Source organism: Streptomyces sp. NPDC000075, from assembly GCF_040301925.1.
Lineage (GTDB): Bacteria > Actinomycetota > Actinomycetes > Streptomycetales > Streptomycetaceae > Streptomyces > Streptomyces polychromogenes.
The window spans coordinates 44,580-63,506 of record NZ_JBEPFL010000041.1 but is presented as its reverse complement, the minus strand read 5'-3'; the positions used below and the strand labels follow the sequence as shown (position 1 = coordinate 63,506).

At 73.0% G+C, this 18,927-nt stretch carries 21 protein-coding genes; 13 read left to right on the top strand and 8 right to left on the bottom strand.

Annotated features, from left to right (window positions below; all coding sequences use genetic code 11):
* Positions 1-159: 159 nt before the first annotated feature.
* Positions 160-786, bottom strand: coding sequence for an HD domain-containing protein (locus tag ABT403_RS33665; protein ID WP_344152397.1), 627 nt, complete (start codon positions 784-786; stop codon positions 160-162).
* 272 nt (positions 787-1,058) lie between these two features.
* Between ABT403_RS33665 and ABT403_RS33660 the strand changes: the two genes are divergently transcribed.
* Positions 1,059-2,948 (top strand): M1 family aminopeptidase, encoded by a 1,890-nt coding sequence (locus ABT403_RS33660; protein ID WP_344152394.1) that lies wholly within the window; start codon positions 1,059-1,061, stop codon positions 2,946-2,948.
* A 126-nt stretch (positions 2,949-3,074) separates the two neighbouring features.
* Here the strand turns inward: ABT403_RS33660 and ABT403_RS33655 are convergent, their stop codons facing one another.
* Positions 3,075-3,710, bottom strand: a complete 636-nt coding sequence (locus ABT403_RS33655) for an RDD family protein (protein WP_344152391.1) — start codon at positions 3,708-3,710, stop codon at positions 3,075-3,077.
* Between the two features lie 163 nt (positions 3,711-3,873).
* On the opposite strand from ABT403_RS33655, the gene ABT403_RS33650 reads away from it, so the two are divergent.
* Positions 3,874-4,488 (top strand): hypothetical protein, encoded by a 615-nt coding sequence (locus tag ABT403_RS33650; protein WP_344152388.1) that lies wholly within the window; start codon positions 3,874-3,876, stop codon positions 4,486-4,488.
* Positions 4,489-4,597: 109 nt separating this feature from the next.
* Here the strand turns inward: ABT403_RS33650 and ABT403_RS33645 are convergent, their stop codons facing one another.
* Positions 4,598-5,002: a PPOX class F420-dependent oxidoreductase gene (locus ABT403_RS33645; protein ID WP_344152385.1), complete on the bottom strand. Its 405-nt coding sequence runs from the start codon at positions 5,000-5,002 to the stop codon at positions 4,598-4,600.
* A gap of 163 nt (positions 5,003-5,165) precedes the next feature.
* On the opposite strand from ABT403_RS33645, the gene ABT403_RS33640 reads away from it, so the two are divergent.
* On the top strand, positions 5,166-5,558 hold the full coding sequence (locus tag ABT403_RS33640) for a hypothetical protein (protein ID WP_344152381.1): 393 nt from the start codon (positions 5,166-5,168) through the stop codon (positions 5,556-5,558).
* 118 nt (positions 5,559-5,676) lie between these two features.
* Positions 5,677-6,270, top strand: coding sequence for a hypothetical protein (locus ABT403_RS33635; protein ID WP_344152378.1), 594 nt, complete (start codon positions 5,677-5,679; stop codon positions 6,268-6,270).
* Positions 6,271-6,293: 23 nt separating this feature from the next.
* On the opposite strand, the gene ABT403_RS33630 is transcribed toward ABT403_RS33635, so the two are convergent.
* Complete coding sequence (locus ABT403_RS33630) at positions 6,294-6,935, bottom strand: GNAT family N-acetyltransferase (protein WP_344152375.1); 642 nt, start codon at positions 6,933-6,935, stop codon at positions 6,294-6,296.
* Between the two features lie 210 nt (positions 6,936-7,145).
* Between ABT403_RS33630 and ABT403_RS33625 the strand changes: the two genes are divergently transcribed.
* The 3 genes from ABT403_RS33625 to ABT403_RS33615 all read left to right on the top strand — a co-directional run bounded on the left by ABT403_RS33625 (position 7,146) and on the right by ABT403_RS33615 (position 10,241).
* On the top strand, positions 7,146-8,099 hold the full coding sequence (locus ABT403_RS33625) for an endonuclease/exonuclease/phosphatase family protein (RefSeq protein WP_425580123.1): 954 nt from the start codon (positions 7,146-7,148) through the stop codon (positions 8,097-8,099).
* Positions 8,100-8,194: 95 nt separating this feature from the next.
* On the top strand, positions 8,195-8,929 hold the full coding sequence (gene cseB, locus ABT403_RS33620) for a two-component system response regulator CseB (protein WP_344152369.1): 735 nt from the start codon (positions 8,195-8,197) through the stop codon (positions 8,927-8,929).
* Between the two features lie 67 nt (positions 8,930-8,996).
* Positions 8,997-10,241: a sensor histidine kinase gene (locus ABT403_RS33615; protein WP_344152367.1), complete on the top strand. Its 1,245-nt coding sequence runs from the start codon at positions 8,997-8,999 to the stop codon at positions 10,239-10,241.
* A 24-nt stretch (positions 10,242-10,265) separates the two neighbouring features.
* Here the strand turns inward: ABT403_RS33615 and cynR are convergent, their stop codons facing one another.
* Positions 10,266-11,177: a transcriptional regulator CynR gene (cynR, locus tag ABT403_RS33610; RefSeq protein ID WP_344152364.1), complete on the bottom strand. Its 912-nt coding sequence runs from the start codon at positions 11,175-11,177 to the stop codon at positions 10,266-10,268.
* A gap of 132 nt (positions 11,178-11,309) precedes the next feature.
* Between cynR and ABT403_RS33605 the strand changes: the two genes are divergently transcribed.
* Positions 11,310-11,882 (top strand): carbonic anhydrase, encoded by a 573-nt coding sequence (locus tag ABT403_RS33605; RefSeq protein WP_344152998.1) that lies wholly within the window; start codon positions 11,310-11,312, stop codon positions 11,880-11,882.
* 46 nt (positions 11,883-11,928) lie between these two features.
* Positions 11,929-12,399 (top strand): cyanase, encoded by a 471-nt coding sequence (gene cynS / locus ABT403_RS33600; protein WP_344152361.1) that lies wholly within the window; start codon positions 11,929-11,931, stop codon positions 12,397-12,399.
* 123 nt (positions 12,400-12,522) lie between these two features.
* Here the strand turns inward: cynS and ABT403_RS33595 are convergent, their stop codons facing one another.
* A complete protein-coding gene (locus ABT403_RS33595; RefSeq protein WP_344152357.1) occupies positions 12,523-13,656 on the bottom strand; it encodes a serine hydrolase domain-containing protein in 1,134 nt (377 codons plus the stop codon).
* 167 nt (positions 13,657-13,823) lie between these two features.
* Between ABT403_RS33595 and ABT403_RS33590 the strand changes: the two genes are divergently transcribed.
* The 3 genes from ABT403_RS33590 (at position 13,824) to ABT403_RS33580 (ending at position 16,571) form a co-directional block, all read left to right on the top strand.
* Positions 13,824-15,164: a type I glutamate--ammonia ligase gene (locus tag ABT403_RS33590; RefSeq protein ID WP_344152354.1), complete on the top strand. Its 1,341-nt coding sequence runs from the start codon at positions 13,824-13,826 to the stop codon at positions 15,162-15,164.
* Between the two features lie 111 nt (positions 15,165-15,275).
* Complete coding sequence (locus tag ABT403_RS33585; protein ID WP_344152351.1) at positions 15,276-15,773, top strand: hypothetical protein; 498 nt, start codon at positions 15,276-15,278, stop codon at positions 15,771-15,773.
* A gap of 12 nt (positions 15,774-15,785) precedes the next feature.
* Complete coding sequence (locus ABT403_RS33580) at positions 15,786-16,571, top strand: 2OG-Fe dioxygenase family protein (RefSeq protein WP_344152348.1); 786 nt, start codon at positions 15,786-15,788, stop codon at positions 16,569-16,571.
* Here the strand turns inward: ABT403_RS33580 and ABT403_RS33575 are convergent.
* Entirely contained in the window at positions 16,489-17,472 is a 984-nt protein-coding gene (locus tag ABT403_RS33575) for an AF_0692 family protein (RefSeq protein ID WP_344152345.1), read from the bottom strand. The genes ABT403_RS33580 and ABT403_RS33575 overlap by 83 nt on opposite strands.
* Positions 17,473-17,668: 196 nt before the next feature.
* Here ABT403_RS33575 and ABT403_RS33570 point away from each other — a divergent pair, with 196 nt between their 5' ends.
* Complete coding sequence (locus ABT403_RS33570; protein ID WP_344152342.1) at positions 17,669-18,271, top strand: TetR/AcrR family transcriptional regulator; 603 nt, start codon at positions 17,669-17,671, stop codon at positions 18,269-18,271.
* Positions 18,272-18,402: 131 nt separating this feature from the next.
* On the opposite strand, the gene ABT403_RS33565 is transcribed toward ABT403_RS33570, so the two are convergent.
* Entirely contained in the window at positions 18,403-18,807 is a 405-nt protein-coding gene (locus ABT403_RS33565) for an SgcJ/EcaC family oxidoreductase (protein ID WP_344152339.1), read from the bottom strand.
* Between the last annotated feature and the right edge of the window lie 120 nt (positions 18,808-18,927).

Here is an 18,927-nt window from a genome sequence, read left to right as displayed (position 1 = left end):
CCAGCCCGGGGCCAGCCCGGGGCCAGCCCGGGGCCAGCCCGGGGCCAGCCCGGGGCCAGCCCGGGCCGGTCGGGGCCAAGCCCGGGCCGCCCGGGGCCGGTCGAGGCTGCTCGGGGCCGCCCGGGGCTGCCCGGGGCCGCCCGGGGTCGGCAGCCGGCGTCAGCCCGTCGGCGCCGGGGGAGTGGTGTCCTCCAGGTGGCGGTGGGCCTCCCGCCACCGGGCGAAGGCCTCCTCGAACCACGGCACCCCGGCCGCGAGGGGTACCAGGTGGCGGCAGGTCTCGCGGTAGTAGGAGCGCCGCTTCTCGGGCCGGGGGTGCGTGTCGAGCCGCTGCACGTTGCTGAACCGGTCCGCCAGCTTCAGCCGCAGCACCTCCGGCGGGGCCGAACGCAGCCGCAGGAGGTAGCGTTCGCGCACCTCGGCGGGATCCTCGTCCGCCCCGGCGCGCGGCTTCGTCACCCAGGCCACCAGCTCCTCGACCCGCGCCCCGAACCGCTCACCGACCTCCCCGGCCGTGCGGTCGGTGTCCTCCACGACGTCGTGGAGGACGGCCGCGACCAACAGGTCCTCGTCGTGGACGCCCGCGCCCGCCACGAGAATCTCCACCACCTCCAACAGGTGCTCCAGATACGGCTCACCGGCGGGCCGCCGCTGATCCCCGTGGGCCGCCTCGGCGAACGCGACGGCCTCCCCGAGCCGCCCCGCCGAAACCTCCGGAGCGAGCACCGCCAACCGCGCCCGGGCGGTCTCCCAGTCGTGCCACGCGCCGAACACCCGATGGCTCAAGACGACTCCTGCTCCGCAGCCTCCGGCTGCTCCCTCGCGCTTCCGCCGACCGGGGCAGGGTAGACACGAACAACCTTTACCCGCACTGGATGGCATGTTCCGGTCAACGCTGCGAGGCTGCCTACCGGTGTCCCCCCAACCGGGGACACGGCACGTCTCACCACCGCGCCCGCCTCAACCGGGCGCCCCGCGGCCGTCCGCCGGCGCACCCCAGCCGGTGCCGGACGGCCACCGAGCAGGCCGGGATCCCGGCCGCCGAGAAGGAGTTCCGTGTGAGAGCCACCCCCCACAAGGCCTTCGCCGCGACCATGACCGCCGTCGCCGCACTGGCCACGGCCGCGCTGCTCCCCGCAGCACCGGCCGCCGCCGCACCGAACCGCACCACCCCCGCCCACCAGGCCGCGGCCCCGCGCACGGCCGACGCCTGCACCCCGGCGCAGGTCGTCGCCAACGGCGGCTTCGAGAGCGGCACTTCGCCCTGGAGCCAGTCGAAGACCGGCCTCATCACCAACCGCACCGGCGAAAGTCCCCACGCCGGCGGCTACTTCGCCTGGCTGAACGGCGTCGGCTCGACCCACACCGACACCCTCTCCCAGAGCGTCACGATCCCCTCCGGGTGCAGCACCGCGACCCTCACCTTCTGGCTGCACGTCGACACCGCCGAGCGGACCACGTCCGTCAAGTACGACACCCTCACGGCGAAGATCGGCAGCACCACCCTCGCCACGTACTCGAACCTCGACAAGAACACCGGGTACGTACAGAAGTCCCTCGACGTCTCGGCGTTCGCCGGCCAGACCGTCACCGTCGCGTTCACCGGCTCCGAGGACTCCAGCCTCCAGACCAGCTTCGTCGTCGACGACGTCGCCCTCGACACCTCCGGCGGCACGGTCCCGCCCGCCGACTCCACCCGTACGCCGGCGACGCCCTCGTACACCGTCAGCCTCAGCAGCGACGCGAACGGCTTCGTCTGGACGGGCCACGAGACCGCGTCCTTCACCAACGCCGCCGCCACCCCGCTGAGCGAGGTGTACCTGAGGCTCTGGGACAACTACCACGGCACCTGCCAGGCCATGCCGATCAGCGTCAGCAACGTCACCGGCGGCACCGCCGGGGCGCTCTCGGTCGCCTGCACCGCCCTGAAGATCACCCTGCCCGCCCCGCTCAACCAGGGCCAGAGCGCCACGATCGGCTTCGACCTGGCCATCACCGTCCCCAGCGGCGCGGACCGTTTCGGCCACGACGGAGCGTTCAGCAACATCGGCAACGCCCTGCCGGTGCTCGCCGTCCGCGACGGCGCGGGCTGGCACCTGGACCCGTACACCAACAACGGCGAGTCCTTCTACTCCCTCGCCTCCGACTTCGACGTGACCCTCGACCACCCCACCGGCCTCCTGGTCCCCGCCACCGGCACCTCGGTCGACACCCCCGGCACCAGCGGCCGTACGGTCACCAGGGCCACCGCCGCCAAGGTGCGCGACTTCGCCTGGGGCGCCGGACCGTTCAGCAAGATCTCGGGCACCTCGTCCGCCGGCACGCCGATCAACATCTACTCGGTCTCCGGGATCAGCGCGAGCGACGCCCAGTCGATGCTGACCACCGCGAAGACCGCGATCGACGCCCACGCGGCGCGCTTCGGGGCCTACCCGTACGGCGAGCTGGACGCGATCATCGACAACAACTACTGGTTCGGCGGCATGGAGTACCCCGGTTTCGTCCTCGACCTGGTGAGCACCACGGCACTGACCCACGAGATCGGGCACCAGTGGTTCTACGGCATCGTCGGCGACGACGAGTACACGAGCCCCTGGCTGGACGAGTCGTTCACCGACTACGCCACCGACCTGGCCCTCGGCAAGACGGGCACGAACTGCTGGAACAGCGTCTCCTGGGCCTCCTCGGCCGAGAAGATCACCAACTCGATGGCCTACTGGGACGCGAACTCCTCCCGCTACTCCACCGTCGTCTACGGCTACGGCAAGTGCGCCCTGCACGACCTGCGCCGCCAGCTCGGTGACACCGCGATGGCCAAGCTGCTGAAGGACTACGCCACCTCGCACTGGTACGGCGTCTCGACGACGGCCGAGTTCAAGGCGGCGGCCCAGGCGGCGTCGTCCACGGACCTGACGGCGTTCTGGACCCAGCACCGCATCGAGGGCTGACCCACACGGCACGGTCACGTACACGGTCACGTTCACGGTCCGCCGGGGTGAGGGCACCCCGGCGGACCGGTCCCGGCCATGGGGCCGGGCCGGAACCACCGGATGAGGCCCGGGAGTGAGGGCGGCTCAGCCCTTCGGGACCCGGATGACGACGGTGCTGCACACCTTGTCGGCGAGGGTCTGCTTCTTCTCGTCCCACAGGGGCCACAGCCAGCCGAGGTAGCAGGCGAGGCTGTCGAGGAAGTGGGCCAGCTTGCGGACGAAGGCCATGCCGAAGCCGAGGGTGCGGCCGTCGGCCTCGCGGAGCACGCTGATGCCGACCGCCTTCTTGCCGAACGTCTGGCCCTTCGAGCCCTCCTGGAAGAGCTGGAAGACGCCCATGGCGACCGCATAGAGCACGCCCACGACGAAGAAGACGCCCGGCTTCGCCGTCGCCGGGTCGGGGGCGGTGACGAGGTCGACGAAGCCCAGGGCGTACATCGGACCGGCGATGATCAGCATGTCGAGCACGTACGCCCCGACGCGCAGCCCCCAGTGGGCGAACTCGGGCATCCCGCCCGGCATGCCGGGCGGCGGGTAGGCGCCGTACGGCGCGCCCGGGAGGGGCTGCTGGGGGTACCCGTACGGCGGCGGGGCCTGCTGGGGGTAGCCGTACTGCGGGGGGACGCCCTGCGGGGCTTGTTGCGGGTAGCCGGGCCCGCCCTGCGGGGGGTGCTGGCCGTACGGCTGGTCGTAGGGGTTGTTCGGGTCGCCGAAGCTCATGGGGAAGAGGTTTCTCCGATTACGGAAGCGGGACGACGCTGGTCGTCGCGATGTCGAAGGCTCATCGTCCGTGTCCGGGCGGTCGCTTGTCCAACCGTTAGCGGGCGCCCTGGCAGCGAGGACTCATGACGCCCGCAGAGCGGCGGGGGAGGATCAGGGGATGATGACGACGATCAGGAAGACGAGGATCCCGCTCGGCCCGCTGCCGTGGGCGGCGGTCGCGGTCCTGCTGGTGGCGGGGTGCGGGACGCATCGCGCGGGGGACGTCGCGGACGCCCCGCCCTCTCCGTATCCCACGGCGACCGGCATATCGCCCCCGGCCGCCCCGGTGGACTTCCCCTGCCCGGGCGAAAGCCCCGCGCCGACGGCGGCCGCCACGACCGCCGGATCGACCGGCGGATCGACCACCGGCTCGACCGAGGCGCCCGCCGACCACTACGCCGAGAACCACGCCTTCCGGATGCCCCTCCCGCTCCACGGCCAGAGCCGCTGCGACGGGCTCGCGGCCGTCGAACGCGTCGAGAAGGCCCTTGAACCGCTCCGCCGGCGCGGCGACTTCGCCCCGGAGAGCGTCCGCGGCACGCTCACCGGCCTCGGCTACCCCGCCGGAAAGGTACGCGCGAACCGGAACGGTCCCACCGGCGTCGGGTTCCTCATCGACGTCGGAGCCTCCCCCTGGTGCGTGGAGGGCACGCTGAACAGCGACTCCACCCGGGCGTCCGCCTTCGGCGGCTACCCCGACGGCACGGGCTGCGAACCCCCGAGGGGCGGCCACTGAAACAGGCGCCGGCGCCCGCTCCGCCTCAGCGGGGCGTCCGGCCCGCCGGGCAGAGCCGCGCGCACGGCTGAGGGCCCCTCCGTCCCGGGAGGGGCCCTCAGCTCGTGCCTCAGACCTGTCCGACGATCTTCCGGGGGGTGATCCGGACGACCACGCGCGGGGCGTCGTCGACCGAGCTCGGGTTGAACTCGCGGTACTTCTTGCCGGTGTACTTGACCGACAGCTCGTCGATGAGCTCCTGGCCGCCCTCGGTGGTGAGCGCGGCGGTGCCGCGGATCTCGGCGTACGTGTAGGGGGCGTCGAAGGGCTGGAGCAGCACGGTGACGCGCGGGTCCTGGCGCATGTTCTTCTCCTTGCGCCGTCCGACGGTCGTCGAGATCAGCACGTCGTTGCCGTCGCGCTTCACCCAGACCGGGGACACCTGGGGGCTGCCGTCGGGCTGGATGGTGGCGATGTTCACGAAGACGGGGCTGTCGAGCAGTTCCATGAGCTTGTCGCTGAGCTCAGCAGACACGAGGGGTCCCTCCGTACGTACGGGGTGCGGATGTTGCCTCCCCTATTAGTTCAGCCCGGCGCCCTTTTCACGGCACCCGGTAGGCCATCGGAGTGGTGGCCTCGGGGGGCTTCCCTCCACCCCATTATCGTCAGTTGGACGAAAATGGGGTAGGGTCAGGAACATGACCGAAGCGACGAACGAAGCGGACGCGGAACTCGCCCTGCGGGCGGCCGAACTGGTGACGCGCTGGGTGTCGGCAGACACCCCCCTGACGGAGAGCCAGGGATGGCAACTGGTCGCCCTCCAGAACCCGGGGTCCGGGCACGTGGAGATGTGGGTGTGGGACGACGTCCTGGCGTGGGAGCGCGCCCTGTCCGCCGCCCTGGCCGCCGATGACGGCACCGCGGAGAGCCGCGAACGCACCGCGCGGGCGAGGGCCTCGGCCGTGACGGCCATGCGCGACATGCTGCTCCGCGGCATCCCCGCCGGGGAGATCGCGAACCGCGTCTGGCGCGCGGGCGAGGGCCCCGACCCCCGCGAACAACTGCGCCGGTTCGTCGCCGCCGAGGCCTAGGCCCCCAGGGGCCCCGAGTGGCACATGTCGACCGGCGTACCGGATGGGCCCCGCGGCCGTTCCCGACGTACGTGGCCTCCGTGCGCGACTGCGACCGTCCATGGCCGACAATGCGCCCATGGACGTCGCTGAACTGCTCGAATCGGCCTCCCTCCTGGTGCCGGAAGCGACCGCCACCGGGAACGACCTGACGGTGGCGGACATCTGGGACCACCTCGCCCACGACGAGTGGGAGACCGCCCTGAACCTGCTGGAGGAGCTCGGGGACGCGGGCCCGCTCCCCCTGGAGTTCTGGGAGCGGCTCGCCGAGGCCGCCGGGCAGCTCAGGCTCGCGCGGAGCGAGGCCTGGTGCCATTGGCGGTGCTCCGAGATCCGCAACGGCCTGGTCCGGGCCGATCTGACGCTCAGCCCCGCCGGCGAGACGCGCCGCACGACGCCGATCCCCGGCGCCGGAGTCCTGCGCCCCATGTGGGACATCGGACACCTCTCGCCCACCGGCGGACGGTCGGTCAGCATCGCCGCGCTCTGGGTCGAGAACCTGCCCGCGCTGGAGCCGGGAGGGCGGGCCACGGTGCGCCTCGTCCCCCTCACCCCCGCCCACTGGACGCACCTGCGGCCCGGGCAGCGGATCACCCTGGACGAGGACCGGACCGTGGGCGGCACCGCCGTCGTCCTGGAGGTCCGGCCCCCGTCCGGTGCGGGCGGGGGATGAGCCGGACGCGTCCCGGGCGGTGGTCAGTCCTCCCGGCGGGTCAGGCTGGCCAGGGGGGAGCGGAGGGTCCAGCCCAGGGCCTCGTACAGGGCCCTGCCGTCCGGCGTGCCCACCAGCACCCCCTCGCGCGCCCTCGCCTCCCACGCGGCGTTCTGCAGCGTGCGCATCGTCAGGGCCCCCAGGCCCCGGCGCCGCTGGTCCGGGGCGGTCTCGATCTGGTCCGGCACCGCGATGCGGCCCGCCAGGCCCGCCTGGCCCCGCGCGGCCAGCCGCCCGTCCCCGGAGCGGACCAGGACCTTGACCACCCCGCCCCGGGTCCACGTGGTCACGGTGTACCCGGCCGGCGGCGGACCGGCCGGCGCGGGGGCGAGCGGCAGGGTCATCAGGAAGGCGGGGACGTCCATCTCCCACTCGTCCCCCGCCCAGGGGCGTACCACCTCGTCCGGGGCGAACAGCTTCAGCCAGGTCCCCGGAGGGGCGCTGGCGGCCAGTCGACGGACGTCGGCCTCCCTGGGCTCGGGCAGCACGTGCCGGGCGACCTCCCGCGACAGCCCCACGTCCACGGTCCACCCCCACGGAGCTGCGACCGGGTCGGCGGCGCCGCGTGAGACGGTCCAGCCGTCGACCCACTGCTTCACCCAGCCGGTGAGCCGGTCCTCGGACATGATTCCCCCTGCGCGTAACGATCTGATGGCGATAAGGATCATTACATGATGGTGGGCGGTCCCGCGCCGATACATGCCTGAAGCACAGCTGTGAGGTCCTCGAAGCGGCACCCTGACCGGGCCGAAGCGCGCCTCGCGGAGCCTTCCGGTGTGAGCACTACGAACGCTTCCGACAACCAGTCCGGCACGGTGCCCCCGGCTGCCTCCGACATCGACCCGGCCGCCTCCGGCACCGCCGCCACCCGCCCGCGCCGCACCCGGGGCCGGGTGCTCGTGGCCCTCGCGGCGGGCTGCGCCCTGCTGATGGCGTGGCACGACCACCTCCCCGAGGGTCCCGGCAACCTCGGCAGCCTCTTCCAGACCTTCCTCCCCTGGACCGTTCTGACCGTGCCCGTGCTCCTCGCGGCCGCGCTGGTACGCCGCTCCCGGCTCGCGGTGGCCGCCGTCCTGGCGCCCGCGGTCGTCTGGGGCTGCCTGTTCGCCGGAACGCTCGCCGACAAACGCTCCGGCGGCGCGGAGTTCACCGTGGTGAGCCACAACGTGGACGAGAACAACCCCGATCCGGCGCGGACGGCCCGGGCGCTCGCGGCCTCCGGCGCCGACCTCCTGGCGCTCCAGGAACTGTCCGCCGCGTCCACACCCGTCTACGAGCGTGAGCTGGCCGCCCGGTACCCGTACAGCTCCGTGCACCTCGGCGTCGGGCTGTGGAGCAAGCACCCCCTGGCCGGGGTGGAGCCGGTGCCGATCATGCCGTGGACGCGCGCGGTGCGGGCCGCCGTCGACACCCCGCGCGGGCCCGTCGCCGTCTACGCCGTCCACCTCGCCTCCGTACGCGTCTCCCCGGTCGCCGGGTTCACCACCGGGGGCCGCAACGACTCGGCCCGGAAGCTGGCCGACGCCCTGCGGGCGGAGCGACTGCCCCGGGTCCTGGTCGTGGGCGACTTCAACGGGACGGACGGGGACGCGGCGCTGCGGCCGGTGACCTCGGGACTGCGCTCCGCGCAGCGGGAGGCCGGGGCCGGCTTCGGCCTCACCTGGCCCGCCGCGTTCCCCGTGGTACGCATCGACCAGATCCTGCTGAAGGGGATGACCCCGCTCTCCGCCCGGACCATGCCGGCCACCGGCAGCGACCACCTGCCCGTCGTCGCCTCGCTCCGCCTCTGACGGGCATGACCCGTACCTCCTGTGAGTACGGTGGACCCGTCATCGGCACAGATCAGCGCACACCGCGCAACAGCACACGTCAGCGAGAAGGCGGTATGTCGGCAACCCCCGTCGTCCCGGAACCCGTCAGCGTCAGCGTCCTGCTCGTCGAGGACGACGCCACCATCCGCCGCGCCGTGCAGCTCTCGCTCGAACGCTACGGCTACCGCGTCACCCCCGCCGATGACGGACTGGCCGGGCTGGAGGCCTTCCGGACGGGTACGCACGACCTGCTGATCCTGGACGTGATGCTGCCCGAACTCGACGGCATCGGGCTGTGCCGGCGCATCCGCGAGGAGAGCCTGGTCCCGGTCCTGATGATGTCCGCGCGTGGCGACGCCCTCGACGTGGTCGCCGGGCTGGAGGCGGGCGCCGACGACTACGTCGTCAAACCCGTCGACACGAGCGTCCTCGTCGCCCGGATCCGTACCCTGCTGCGCCGTGCGACCTTCAGGCCGTCCCAGGAGCCGGCCGCCCCGTCCGCCGACGCCCCGCCGGCCGGCAGGACCCTGGTCTTCGGAGACCTGACGGTCGACACCCTCGGCCTGGAGGTCCGGCGCGGCGGGCGGCCCGTCCCGCTGACCCCCACCGAACTGCGCCTGCTGCTGGAGTTCACGGCCGCTCCCGGCACCGTCCTCGACCGCCGCCGACTGCTGCGCGAGGTGTGGGACTACGGCTGGGAGGGCGACACCCGCGTCGTGGACCTGTGCGTGCTGCGGCTGCGCAAGAAGATCGGCGCCGAACGGATCGAGACGGTCCGGGGCTTCGGCTACAAACTCCTCCGCGACTAGACGAACGATCAGGACCACGATCAGGACGAACGATCAGGACGGACGACGAGGACGGACCAGCGGCACCATGGCACTCCCCAACCCCCGCGCCCTGCGCTGGAAGATCGCCGCGCTGACCGCCGCCGCCTGCTGCGCCGTGGCCGCGGTGATCGGCGTGCTCGTCCACCGGTCGATGGCCGACCGCAGCGAGCGGACGGGCACCGAACGCGTCGTCGCCCGGCTGGGCGCCGTCGAGCGCGAGTACACCCTCACGGGCAAGACGCCCCTCGACGTCCAGGTCCTGCGCCCCGAGCAACTCGACCCGCCCCTCGCCCGGGCCCTGGCGGACAAGGAACCGGAGGCCCCGTACGCGACCTGGTATGACCGCAAGCCGCCGAACTCCTTCTGGCTCTGGGCCGCCAGGCCCGTCCCGGGCGACCGGGTCCTCGTCGCCCGCACCGACATGAGCTTCGAGGTCCGCGCCCTGCAACTCCTCGACCGCAGCATCGTCAAGGCCGTGCTCGCCGCCCTCGCGGTCGTCGTCCCCCTCGCCGCCCTGGCCACCGAACCCGTCAACCGCCGGCTGCGCCGGGGCGCACGTACCGCCCGGGCCATCGCCGACGGGGACCTCGACGCCCGGATCGGCCCCGGCGGGCGGGCCCGGGACGAGATCTCCGAGATGTCGGCCGCCATGGACGAGATGGCGGGGGCCCTGCAACGGAAGCTGGAGCGCGAGCGGCGGTTCACCGCCGACGTCGCGCACGAACTGCGGACCCCGCTGATGGGCCTGACCACGGCCGCCGGGCTGCTCCCGGAGGACGACGAGGCCGCCGCGCTCGTACGCGACCGCGCCCGCGCGCTGAGCGCGCTGGTCGAGGACCTCCTGGAGGTCTCCCGGCTCGACGCCGGAGCCGAACGGGCCCGCACCGACCCGGTGCCCCTGGGCGAACTCGTCGCGGACGTGGTCCGCCGGACCGGGACGGACACCCGCGTCGCGGCGGCCGAGGAAGCCGAGCCGGTGGAGACCGACCCGCGCCGGGTGGAGCGGATCGTGGTCAACCTCGTCACCAACGCGCACCGGCACGGCGCGGCCCCCGTGCACGTCACCGTCGAGGGCGCGCGGATCGTCGTACGCGACCACGGGCCGGGATTCCCCGCCGGCCTCCTCGCCGAGGGCCCGCAGCGCTTCCGCACGGGCTCCGCCGAACGGGGACGGGGACACGGACTCGGGCTGACCATCGCCCTCGGGCAGGCGGAGGTCCTCGGAGCCCGCCTCACCTTCGCCAACGCCCCGGACGGGGGCGCGGAGGCCACCCTGGACCTGACGACCTGACGACCTGATGCCTGCCGCCCGGGCTCACGGGGGCGGCGCGTAGCCGCGTGCGCGGACGAGGTCGTGGGTGAGCGCGGTGAAGGCCCGTGCGGCGGCGCTGCGGTAGGCGCCTTCGCGGTGCAGGAGGGTGACGGTGCGGCTGGGGAGGGGCGGGTCGAGGGGGACGGGGGTGAGGTGGGGGTGGTCGTGGGTGACGGCGTCGGGCAGGACGGTGGCGAGCGGCGTGCGCCGGACGATCTCGGTGAGGGCCTGGATGGAGTTGGCCTCGACCGCGATGCGCGGCCGGACCCCGTGGCGGGCGAGGTAGGCGTCGATGTGCTCGCGCGTCGCGAAGTCACCGCTGAGCAGCGCGAGTCGCTCGTCCTCCAGGGCGCGGACCGGTAGCCGGCCGGGGGGTGTCTCGCGGGGGTGCGCGGCGCCGGTGACGAGGCTGAGTGTCTCCGTGAACAGTGCCGTGGCGGTGACGGAGGGCGGGTGGGGGCCGGCGAAGGCGATCCCGAGGTCGAGCCCGTCGGCGAGCAGGGCCGCCTCGATGCGGTCCTGGGGCAGCTCCGTCAGCGTCAGGCCGATGCCGGGGTGGCGGGCGTGGAGCTCGGCGGTGAGCGGGCCGATCAGGTACGCGGTGAAGGTGGGGGTGACGCCCAGCCGCAGGTGGCCCCGCGAGAGGTCCGTGACGTCGTGCACGGCGCGCTCGGCGGCGGCCAGGTCGCGCAGCGCGCGGCGGGCGTGCTCGGCGTAGACGGCGCCGGCGTCGGTGAGCCGCACCGTGCGGCCGGTGCGGTCCAGCAGCTGCACGCCCAGGGTCCGTTCCAGCTGTTTGACCTGCTGGGAGAGGGTCGGCTGGGAGATGTGCAGCTCCTCGGCGGCACGGGTGAAGTTCCCGTGCTCGGCGACGGCGAGCAGATAGCGCAGGTGACGCAGTTCGAGGGCGGCCATGACTCTCACTATAGATGGCACCAATAGCTGCCATGCCCAACAGCTCTTGGACACTATAGAAGCAGGTCATGCATGGTGGATCTCACCAGCCCACAGGGATCGATCACCACCCGAAGGGAGTGACCAGTGACCGTGCAGGACCTCACCGAGGGCGTCGCCCGTTTCCAGCGGGACGTCTTCCCCGCCAAGGCGGAACTCTTCGCCCACCTGGCCACGCACCACACCCCGCACACGCTGTTCATCAGCTGCTCCGACGCCCGCGTCGTCCCCGAGCTGATCACCGGCACCGAGCCGGGTGACCTGTTCGTCATCCGCACCGCCGGCAACCTGGTCCCCGCCTACACCCCCGGGGCCGACGGGGTCGCGGCGAGCATCGAGTACGCGGTCGCCGTCCTGGCCGTACGGGACGTCGTCGTCTGCGGCCACTCCGGCTGCGGCGCGATGACCGCCCTCGCCCAGCGCCAGGACCTCAGCGCCGCCCCGGCGGTCGCCGACTGGCTGCGCCTCGCCGACGCCTCGGTGGCCCGTACCGCCGCCGACGGCGACGTCCCGGCCTTGGTGCGCCAGAACGTACTCGCCCAGCTGGCGAACCTGGCCACCCATCCGTCGGTCGCCCGGGCCCTGGCGGAGGGCGGGACCGCCCTGCACGGCTGGGTCTACGACATCCCCACCGGCCGCGTCGAGCACCTCACGCCCGCGGCCTGACCTCCCCGTACCCCTCACACACCGTCTCCGAAAGGACGTACCGACCATGACGCAGGCACAGTTCACGCAGACCGCCCGCGAGGCCCTCGCCGACCAGGCCGTGGCCGCGAAGACCGCCAAGAACCTGTCCTGGAAGCAGATCGCCGAGGCCTCCGGCCTGTCGGTGGCCTTCACCACCGCCGCCGTCCTCGGCCAGCACCCGCTGCCGGAGCGGTCCGCCCGGGCCGTGGCCGAGCTGTTGGGCCTCGACGCCGACGCGGCCTTGCTGCTCCAGACCATCCCGGTCCGCGGCTCGATGCCGAACCGGATCCCGACCGACCCGACGATGTACCGCTTCTACGAGATGCTCCAGGTCTACGGCACGACACTGAAGGCCCTGGTCCACGAGGAGTTCGGCGACGGCATCATCTCCGCGATCAACTTCCGCCTCGACGTGAAGAAGGTCGCCGACCCCGAGGGCGGCGAGCGCGCCGTCATCACCCTCGACGGCAAGTACCTCCCGACGAAGCCCTTCTGACCCGCCCGCGAGGCACGGCCGTTCCTGAGGCGCCCGCCCGCCCCCGCCATGCGGCCGCCGTGAAACCATCGCGGCGGCCGCATCGTCAGGGAACCGGGGTGTGACCGGCCGTCAGGGCGGCGGTCAGCGCAGGGCCCGGACCACCGACCGCAGCAGGCGTTCGTTCTCCGGGGCCGCGCCGCCCGGGTAGGCGCACCGGCGGCGCGTGTAGCCGTACGCGAAGCCCTGCCGGGGGTCGGCCAGGCCGAGGGAACCGGCGGCGCCGCTGTGCCCGAAGGCGCCCGCGCCGAGGGAGGGGAACCGGTGGCCGTAGCTCTGGAAGCCCAGGCCCAAGGTGCTGGCCATGCCGCCCACGAGGTCCCTGCCCTCGGAGTGGACCCGGGCGAACTCGGCGGCGGTATCCGCCTCCAGCAACGGCTTCTCCCCGGCCAGGCCGAACGCTGCGGCGGCGTACATCCCCGCCAGACCGCGCGCCGAACCGATACCGCCCGCCGAGGCCTGGCCTCCGGCGCGCACGGCACGCGAATTGGGGAACTCGTACAGCTCGACGTGCCCGGGCGCGTGCTCGTTGAAGGCGATCCCGCCCATGCTGTACGGGCTCCAGGCGCCGGCCTCCATCTCGGCCGCCTGCGCCGGCGTCGGCAGCATCGGCAGCGTGCTCAGCACGCGCGGCTCCTCGGACTCCGGCAGCCCCAGCCACAGGTCCAGCCCGTACGGGGCGCGCACCCGCTCCTCGTACCAGGCCCGCAGCGTCCGCCCGGTCGCCCGGAACACCACCTCGCCGACCAGGGCCCCGATCACCAGGGCGTGGTACCCGAAGAACCGCCCCGGCTGCCAGAACGGCCGCTGCCCCGCCAGCCGCGCCGCGATCGCCCGGTCATCGGCCAGCTCCTCCGGCGTGAACCCGGCGTCCAGCCCGATCACCCCGGCCCGGTGCGCCAGCAACTCCCGCAGCGTGACCCCGCCCTTGCCCTCGGCGGCGAACTCCGGCCAGTACGAGGCGACGGTCCGGTCCAGCTCCAGCAGCCCGTCCTGCACGAGCAGCGCCGCCACGAGGTACGCCGCGCCCTTGGTGGACGAGAACACCCCGACCAACGACTCGGCCCCCACCCCCTCGGACCACAGGTCCACCACCCGCTCCCCGCCCCGGTACACGACGAGCTGAGCCCCGGGCGCGTTCTCCTCCTCAGCGAGGAAGCCGGCGAATTCCTCCCGCACCCCTTCGAACCCGGCGGCAACCGTCCCCTGAACAGCCATGACACCCCTCCCGAACCCCGACCCGATCTTGCAGTCCGCCAACCCCCCACCCCCGCACCCCTATTCCCCGCACCCGCCGACCCCGGCCCGGGGCGGCGCGCCGCGATCCCCGCCCCTCCCGGGAGGCGACCTTTCCAGCGGCCCCGCCGCGCAGGATCATGCAGGGCATGAGCGAAAGCGCGGACGGTGGCCGGGGTGTGCGTGTCGTGGCACTGAGCTGGGTGGACAACGCCGGGATCAGCCGGGTCAAGGCGGTCCCCGCCCACCGGATCGAGCACGCGGACCGGTGGGGCGTGGGCATGGCCCCCGTCTTCGACACCTTCCTCGTCGACGACTCCAGGGCCGGCGGCCCCGGGTTCGACGGCCCCGTGGGGGACCTCCGGCTGCGCCCCGACCTCACCCGGCTGACCCCGCTCGCCGCCCAGCCCGGCTGGGCCTGGGCGCCGGCGGACCGGTACGCCCAGGACGGCACACCGTACGAGGGCTGCCAGCGCTCCTTCGCCCGCCGGATGAGCCGCGAAGCGGAGGCCCGCGGCATCGAGCTGCGGATGGGCTTCGAGACCGAGTGGACCGTGGAGGAGGACCCCCGCGCCGCTCCCGCGCTGTCCGGCCGCAGTGGACCCGGGCCCGCGTACGGACTGGCCCGCCTCGCCGGATCCGGCCCCTACCTCCTCGACATCGCGGACGTCCTCGCCGACCAGCGGATCGACCTCCTGCAGATCCACCCGGAGTACGAGACGGGCCAGTACGAGGTCTCCACCGCACCCGAGTCCCCCGTGGACGCCGCCGACACCGCCGTCCTCGTACGCCACTGCGTGCGCGCCCTCTCCGTCCGCCACGGGCTGCTGCCCTCCTTCGCCCCCCTCACCACCCCCACCGGCGCGGGCAACGGGGGCCACCTCCACCTCAGCCCCTGGCGGTCGGGCTCCAACCTGCTGCACGGCGGCACCGGCCCGTACGGCATGACCCGTGACGGCGAGGCCTTCCTCGCCGGGATCCTCGAACACCTCCCCGCCCTGACGGCGATCGGCTGCCCGAGCCCCGCCAGCTACCTGCGGCTGATCCCCTCCCAGTGGGCGGGCGCCTACCAGTGCTGGGGCAGGGAGAACCGCGAGGCCGCGCTGCGCCTGGTCACGGGTCCGCACGCGGCCTCCGACAGTGCCAACGCCGAGGTCAAATGCTTCGACCAGGCGGCCAACCCCTACCTGGTCGTCGGCGCGGTCATCGCCGCCGGGCTCGCGGGAGTCGACGAAGGGCTACGGCTGCCCACCGAATACACGGCAGATCCGGCCGCCGCGCCCCCCGCCATGCTCGAACGTCTGCGCGTCCGGCGCCTCCCCGACACCCTCACCGCCTCGATCGGGCACCTGGAGAAGTCCGCGCTGCTCCGGCGGGCCATGGGCGACCGCCTCCTCGACGCGGTGCTCGCCGTCCGCCGCGCGGAGGACAAGCTCTTCGCGGGCCGGACGGCGGCGGAGATCGTCGAAGCCACACGCCGCCGCTTCTGAACGCCGTGTCCTGCGCGCCTCCCGATCCTCCGCGCGCCCCCTCCGCGCGCCCTTGAATCCCGCTCCGGCACTGGTCATCCTGGCGCGTCGGACCAGGACCAGGGGGGCCTGATGCAGACGTCTGACCTCATAGCCCTGCTCGCCGTCGCCATCTCGATCGGCGCGAGCGTACTCGCCCAGAACTCCGCGTCGAAGAGCCATCAGACCGCCGCCAAGAGCCATGAATCGGCCTCCTACCATTCCGGAACCGACCTCTTCATGCAGCTCAACCTGGTGTTCGTGGAATACCCGCACGTCCGCCCGTACTTCTACGACGGCAAGTCACTCACCCGGGACGACCCCAACTACCACCGGGCGCACGCCGTGGCCGAGCTCATGCTCGACGTCTTCGAATGGATCTGGCACAGGCGGGAGGGCATCACGGAGGTCGACCGCCAGGCCTGGGCGGACTACGTCGGCTCGATGTTCGCGCTCAGCCCGGTGCTGCGCGCCTACCACCTCAGCCACCTGGCCTGGCACCCCACGATCACCGACCTGTACTTCTCGCGCGGCGAGTTCGAGGGCACCACCCTGCCGCACCAGCGTTCCCAGGAACCGGAAGGTGCGTGAAGGAGGATGGGAGTGGAAGTCACGGTGGACCTCGTCGGTTCCCTCGCGGGGCGGGGATACCGTTTCGTCCGCGGCGCCGACTTCAGGCTGGACCCCGACTGCGCCCGGGCCTTCCGGCGGTTCCGGGCGGCCTGGGACGACCTGCCGCCCGACGGCTACCTGCCCGGCCACGGCACCTACCGCCGCCGCCGGCACGCCAAGTTCCTGTACTCCCGGACGGGACTCGTACTCGCCCGTGTCCCCGGCGCCGGATACCACCAGAGCGCCGAAGCGAACCCGCTGATCGGCGGCCGCATCCGGCGGTTCGCCCCCTTCCGCGACCACGAGGCCGACAACCCGTTCTTCCGCGCCCTGGCCCGGCACAACGCCCTGACCTTCGACCGGTGCGCAGGGCAGCCGCCGCCGTTCTGGGAGGTCGACGCCCATCTGATCAGGGTCACCGCGACCGCCGGCGCCCGGGGCATGCCGTCCCCCGAGGGCCGCCACCGCGACGGCTTCGACTACATCGCCCTCCACCACATCGGCCGCGCGAACGTCGAGGGCGGCCGCACGATCCTCTACACGACCCCGGACGGCCCACCCATCGCCGCCACCACCTTCCGGTCCCCGCTGGACAGCCTCTACGCCGAGGACGCCCGCGTCCTCCATGACGTCACCCCGGTCTCCGTGGCCGGACCTGCGGCGTCCGGCCATCGCGACATGCTCCTGATGAGCTTCAAGGCCCGGGAAGAGGCCCGGCCCCCGCCCGCCGCACCCGCAGATGCGCACCCGCCAGCAGCACCAGCACCGCCAGCGTGAGCGCGGCGTTCACCGTGTACTTGACGGTGAGGGACACCTCCCCCAGGGGATCCACCGCGAACGACAGGCCCGCGTTGACCACCAGCGCGGCACCCGCGACGGCCAGCACGTGATGGCCGCCCCATCCCGCAGCACGGGAGCACCACAGCAGCAGACCCCCGCCGAGCGCCAGGACCACGGCGTCCAGGGCGGCTCCGGTCCAGGTGGAAGGCGACAACTGGTGCGCGGCCAGCAGGACCCCGGCGGCGCCCCCGGCCGCCCAGGGGGACACGCCCCGCCGGGACGCGACGGCGAGCCGGCGCGGTACGGCGAACGCCGCGGCGACGAGCCCGAGCACGGCCGCCGCCGTCACCCCGAGCTGGACGGGACTCGCCGTGAACCTCCGCGTGTGCTCGTGGGTGAACACGACCACCGCCAGCACGTACAGCACGGCCACCACCACCGTCCCCGCACGGCCGAGCCACGGCCGGCGGGCAAGCCGCGGAACGCACGCCTCCACCACGGCGACCGGTGCGGCGAAGCTCCAGATCACATGCCCCGCGACGAATCCCAGCAACTGCTTGACGCTCACCCCGAGAACGGGCACCAGCGTCGGCATCCGGTCCTGGTCCCACGAGGGATCGTCCACGAAGTCGGGGTTGAAGAGGCTCTGGTCGATCAGCCCCGCCTCGACCAGCCCGAACGCCGCGCTCAGCAGCAGGATCGTCGGCCACCCGCGCCCCGTCCGGCGGGCGGTCTCGCGGATGAGCACGGCGACGGTGCCGTAGAGCGGGGCCAGGTAGAGCAGGCCGGTCAGCAGCTCCAGCGGGCGGCCGATGATCTGGTCGTACCCGATCAGGTACTCGGCGCAGACCGGAGCGAGTACGAGGAGTCCCAGGACCGGTAACAGCCTCCGGAGCACGGCCGGCTTCGGGGCTGGCGGGGTAGGTGAGGCGGGCAGGACGGGTGGGGCGGAGCTGTCCACGACGTGTTCCCTTCACTGACGGTGCGGGCCGATCGAGCCGATCGATGCGCCCAACATAAACCGAGTACTCGGTCTATTAATCCTCCGCGAGGATGAGACAGGACCAGACACCCGCAGGAAGGACGCCGACACCGTGAGGACCGTCGACCCGGTCAAGCACCAGGCCCAGCGCCAGCGCATCGTGAACGCCGCGGCCGCCCTCTTCGCGGCCAAGGGCTTCGAGCGCACGACGACCGCGGACATCTGCAAGGCGGTCGGGATGAGCGCCGGGAACCTCTTCCACTACTTCCCGAACAAGCGGGCCATCTTCCTCGCCGTCTTCGACGGCGACCGGGAGGAGAAGGCCGAACGCCTCGCCCGGGCCCAGGCGGCCGAGGACCCGTGGGAAGCGCTACTGGAGACCGTCGACCTGCTCGCCGAGGCGGCCGTCGAGCCGCTCGTCCCGCACCTGGTCATGGAGGCCATGGTCCAGGCGTACCGCGACCCGGAGCTCGAGGCCCTGCTGAGCCGCGACAACGCCACCGAACACGCGGCGGTGAGCACCCTCTTGACGCGGGCCGCCGCAGCCGGACGGATCGACCCGGGCCTCGACCCGGACGACACGGCCACCTGGGTCCTCGCGCTCATCGCCTCGCTCTACACCAGCGCCGCCGCCGACCCCTCCTTCCGCCCGGCGGAACAACTCCCCACCCTCCACCTCATCCTGCACCGCTACCTCCAGGCCCGACCCGCCTGACGCACTGTCAGGCCGGGGCCCCGATGGTGTTGGATCGCGGCATGGCGAGGCGGAAGAGGCAGACGAGGAGCCGGCCGTCCTGGGGCCTGCCGAAGGGGATCGTCCTGCTGGCGACGCCGCCGGTGAGGGGCTCAGGCCGTGGCGACGGCGGTGTTCTGGCAGGCCGTCAGCAGCCAGCGGCCGTCGGCCTGCCGGGACATCACGTACAGCGGCGCTCCCTCGCTCTCGGCGCCCGGGCTCAGGTAGCGCTGGCGGACCTTGACCGCCGCCACGTCGGGGCGGATGAAGAACACGTGGACCACCTCGTAGGTGACCTTGCCGTCCCAGTCGGCGGCCGGGAGGACCTCGCGGGTGAACGCCGAGATCGCGTCGAGGCCTATGAGGACCTTGCCGCCCGCGGTCGTCCACACCGCCTCGGGGTGGAAGAGGGCGAGGAACTCGTCGGGGTCCTTGTGCTGCTGGGAGTGCTCGACGGCGGCGACGACCTGCGCGATGGCTTCGATGTCTGCGGTGTACGCAGCGGATTCCGTGGTCATGGGGAACACGCTCTTACCTCAAGCGCGGTCGAGGTCAAGGCCAAGAGGTGATCGGCCGCCGATTTCTCGGCCGGCCGGCGGCAAGAGGGGGCGTCAGACCGCCGGTGGGGCGTGGGCCGC

What these genes read in the sequence shown, in the direction of transcription:
- ABT403_RS33655 (WP_344152391.1), bottom strand. Translation starts at nt 3,710, where the DNA reads ATGAGCTTCGGCGACCCGAACAACCCCTACGACCAGCCGTACGGCCAG.
- ABT403_RS33650 (WP_344152388.1), top strand. Translation starts at nt 3,874, where the DNA reads ATGACGACGATCAGGAAGACGAGGATCCCGCTCGGCCCGCTGCCGTGG.
- ABT403_RS33640 (WP_344152381.1), top strand. Translation starts at nt 5,166, where the DNA reads ATGACCGAAGCGACGAACGAAGCGGACGCGGAACTCGCCCTGCGGGCG.
- ABT403_RS33635 (WP_344152378.1), top strand. Translation starts at nt 5,677, where the DNA reads ATGGACGTCGCTGAACTGCTCGAATCGGCCTCCCTCCTGGTGCCGGAA.
- ABT403_RS33630 (WP_344152375.1), bottom strand. Translation starts at nt 6,935, where the DNA reads ATGTCCGAGGACCGGCTCACCGGCTGGGTGAAGCAGTGGGTCGACGGC.
- cseB (WP_344152369.1), top strand. Translation starts at nt 8,195, where the DNA reads ATGTCGGCAACCCCCGTCGTCCCGGAACCCGTCAGCGTCAGCGTCCTG.
- ABT403_RS33615 (WP_344152367.1), top strand. Translation starts at nt 8,997, where the DNA reads ATGGCACTCCCCAACCCCCGCGCCCTGCGCTGGAAGATCGCCGCGCTG.
- cynR (WP_344152364.1), bottom strand. Translation starts at nt 11,177, where the DNA reads ATGGCCGCCCTCGAACTGCGTCACCTGCGCTATCTGCTCGCCGTCGCC.
- cynS (WP_344152361.1), top strand. Translation starts at nt 11,929, where the DNA reads ATGACGCAGGCACAGTTCACGCAGACCGCCCGCGAGGCCCTCGCCGAC.
- ABT403_RS33595 (WP_344152357.1), bottom strand. Translation starts at nt 13,656, where the DNA reads ATGGCTGTTCAGGGGACGGTTGCCGCCGGGTTCGAAGGGGTGCGGGAG.
- ABT403_RS33590 (WP_344152354.1), top strand. Translation starts at nt 13,824, where the DNA reads ATGAGCGAAAGCGCGGACGGTGGCCGGGGTGTGCGTGTCGTGGCACTG.
- ABT403_RS33585 (WP_344152351.1), top strand. Translation starts at nt 15,276, where the DNA reads ATGCAGACGTCTGACCTCATAGCCCTGCTCGCCGTCGCCATCTCGATC.
- ABT403_RS33565 (WP_344152339.1), bottom strand. Translation starts at nt 18,807, where the DNA reads ATGACCACGGAATCCGCTGCGTACACCGCAGACATCGAAGCCATCGCG.